The sequence below is a fragment of the Novosphingobium organovorum genome, from assembly GCF_022832435.1.
Classification (GTDB): Bacteria; Pseudomonadota; Alphaproteobacteria; order Sphingomonadales; family Sphingomonadaceae; genus Novosphingobium; species Novosphingobium organovorum.
Genome location: NZ_JALHLF010000213.1, coordinates 1 through 2590 on the forward strand (window position 1 = coordinate 1; position 2590 = coordinate 2590).

Below are 2590 nucleotides of genomic sequence, written 5' to 3' on the forward strand. Positions count from 1 at the left end.
ACCGCGCTTCACGAGCTGGGCCATTGGACCGGGCACCCCAGCCGTCTGAATCGTGACCAGTCGGGGCGCTATCGTTCCGCAAAGTATGGCCGGGAGGAACTGGTTGCCGAGATGAGCAGCGCCTTTGTCTGCGCTTCCTTGGGCATCGCGCCGACCGTTCGGCATGCCGACTATATCGGGGCGTGGCTGGCCGTTTTGCGAGAGGACGAGAAAGCCATATTCCGTGCGGCGAGCGCAGCCAGCAAGGCGGCGGATTACCTTCTGGCGTACCGGGAGGACCGGTCATGAGCGAGGACTTCAATTCCGAACGCCTGCGCCGGATCGAGGCGGCGTTGCTCGAACTCACCAACCTCGACCAGCAGATATTCCTCGCGATGCGGCTCGATAGCATGTCCGTCGAGGAGATCGCCCGGCGCACGGGGCTGTCGCAGCGGCAGGTGGTGAAACGCCTCGGGCGTGCCATCCGCCATCTGGGCAAGCGGCTGAATGAGCTGGACAGGGAATAGCGATGCGCATTCCTTCTGAACGCGGCCAGGGCCGGTCCTGTGCAGGACCGGCCTTGGCACTTTGCACTTGGCAACGGGGGCGATAGGAGCAAGTCTGTGACGATGACCAACGATCTTTCCCATCTGCCCGAAGGCAAGCGCGCCGAACTGGCCCATGTGGTCGAGGTCGTGCGCGAAGGCTTCGCCTTTGCCACCGCGCGCCGCTCCCAGCCGCACCTTCGCGCGGCCAAACTCCTTAAGATCGTGCTGTTCGGCAGCTACGCGCGGGGCGACTGGGTCGAAGACCCGGTGGGCCGCTACTTCTCCGACTATGACCTGCTCGTGGTCGTCAATCACGACGATCTGACCGACGTGGCCGAGTTCTGGGAGAAGACCGAAGGTCGCCTGCTGGTCGAGTTGTCCGAGGGCAAGGCGCTGCGTACCCCGGTTGGCCTCATCTACCACAGCCTCGAGGATGTGAACGAGAAGCTGCGCCTCGGGCGCTACTTCTTCATGGACATCCTGCGCGAGGGGATCGTGCTTTTTGAGGAGCCCGATCACCCCTTCGTCGAGCCGCAGCCCCTGTCACCGGATGAGGCGCTGGAAGAGACGCGCGAGTACTTTGAAGAGTGGTTCGAGAGCGCGCAAAACTTCCTTACCTTGGCAGAAGCTGCCCGTGAAAAAGGCATGCTCAAGGAAGCTGCCTTTCTCCTCCATCAGGTAACGGAACGGCTCTACCACTGCCTCTTTCTCGTTCGCACCTTGTACAGTCCCAAGACCCACAAGCTGAGCCGTCTGCGCGATATGGCCGAAGAAATGGAGCCGAGCCTGCGCGGTGTCTGGCTGCGCGAGAACCGCTTCCAGAAGCGATGCTTCTCGCTCCTTCGCGACGCTTATGTGAAGGCGCGTTACTCGCGTTCGTACGTCATCACGACCGAGCAGCTCGACTGGATCGCCGAGCGCGTCGCGGTCCTGCAGGACCTTGTCCGCGCGGCCTGCGAGAGCCGGATCGAGACCCTCGCCAAAGCCGCCTGAACGCTGTTCAGGCCTCTTCGCTTACCGCAATGTCGAGCGTCAGTTGCAGCACGTCCGGTCCGTCGGGATCGGGCAAGGGCTCCAGTGTCTCGGCCCCGCAGGCAAGCGTGATCCAGTCGTAATCCCCCTCCAGTTCGAGCCGATCGCTCACCCCGTCGCGGGTGATTTTGGCGTGTCCCGTGCCCGCGTTTGCAAGGGCAAACCGGCACGCCAAAGTGCCTTCAAGGCAGGTCCCGCGCACCAGAGTTCCATCGGAAAACGCCAGCGAAAACCCTTCGGCCTGGCCGCGCAAGGGCACGTCCAGAACGGTCGCGATGGCACCGGACAGGTGCAGGCGCCCGTCCTCTTTGACTTCGATATTCACGCCCACGTTCGGCTCCTTCGTGCGACTCGGCAGGGTCACGCAGAATAGAACATAGGGCGAACATTGAGAAGGCGCGCCTTGGTGGTTCGGGTGGTACTATCTGCCTGGGGGCGGTTGGATGGGAGCGGACAGGGATGGAAGGAGGGTGCTGAAACGGTGCCGGAGAAGGGGTGCTGGAATGCAAGATAAAGCGAAGCACGCTTCGCCGCATTTGCCGGGGCAAAGCGTTGTCTGCACGTCGTTTTTGGGAGAGACGGCCTGTCTTCTTCGCTGGCACTGAAGAGACAATCCGGCACCAGTGGGGCAGAAAAGTGCGCAGTTCTGCGGCTTTCCCGCGAGATACTTGAGAAGGGCGCTCAGGCGTCCTCATATCCTCGATTATGCCACAGGACGACGATCGCTTCGAGCCCGAAACCGGCCGCTCGCGCCGTGACAGCGCTGGCCGTATCGGCGCGCGCGGCGGCAAGGGCCGCGACCTCAAAGGCCGTGTTCTCGAACAGGTCGCGCGGCGCGGTGGCAACCCGCGTGGCGGTGGCACGCGGGTTGCTGGCGGTTCGCCCCGCTCGGGCCGCTTCAACGCACGCGGACGCGGCGCCAAACTGGCCGCCTCGTTCCCCAAGACTTCGGGCTGGTCGTTCGATCGCGGATCGGGGATGCGCGTACGGCCCCGCAGGGTGACGGTGAAGGCGCGCGTCGTGAAGCTTTC

4 protein-coding genes and 1 pseudogene are annotated in these 2590 nt (G+C 63.6%); 4 read left to right on the top strand and 1 reads right to left on the bottom strand.

Annotation, left to right across the window (positions count from 1 at the left end):
- The 3 genes from MTR62_RS20685 to MTR62_RS20695 form a co-directional block, all read left to right on the top strand.
- A partial coding sequence (locus tag MTR62_RS20685) for a zincin-like metallopeptidase domain-containing protein (RefSeq protein WP_244024507.1) occupies positions 1 to 288 on the top strand: 288 nt, incomplete at its 5' end.
- Positions 285 to 506, top strand: coding sequence for an RNA polymerase sigma factor (locus MTR62_RS20690; protein WP_244024509.1), 222 nt, complete (start codon positions 285 to 287; stop codon positions 504 to 506). The genes MTR62_RS20685 and MTR62_RS20690, both read left to right, overlap by 4 nt.
- 102 nt (positions 507 to 608) lie before the next feature.
- Positions 609 to 1520, top strand: coding sequence for a HEPN domain-containing protein (locus MTR62_RS20695; RefSeq protein WP_244024513.1), 912 nt, complete (start codon positions 609 to 611; stop codon positions 1518 to 1520).
- Positions 1521 to 1527: 7 nt separating this feature from the next.
- Here the strand turns inward: MTR62_RS20695 and MTR62_RS20700 are convergent, their stop codons facing one another.
- The gene (locus tag MTR62_RS20700; protein WP_244024511.1) at positions 1528 to 1884 is read right to left on the bottom strand and encodes a hypothetical protein; all 357 of its coding nucleotides are present in this window, start codon (positions 1882 to 1884) and stop codon (positions 1528 to 1530) included.
- 380 nt (positions 1885 to 2264) lie between these two features.
- On the opposite strand from MTR62_RS20700, the pseudogene MTR62_RS20705 reads away from it, so the two are divergent.
- A pseudogene (locus MTR62_RS20705) lies at positions 2265 to 2590 on the top strand (type IV secretion system protein VirD2); the annotation flags it as partial.

Bases quoted from the DNA above. Each gene is read 5' to 3' on its own strand.
- MTR62_RS20690 (WP_244024509.1), top strand. From the start codon at position 285: ATGAGCGAGGACTTCAATTCCGAACGCCTGCGCCGGATCGAGGCGGCG.
- MTR62_RS20695 (WP_244024513.1), top strand. From the start codon at position 609: ATGACCAACGATCTTTCCCATCTGCCCGAAGGCAAGCGCGCCGAACTG.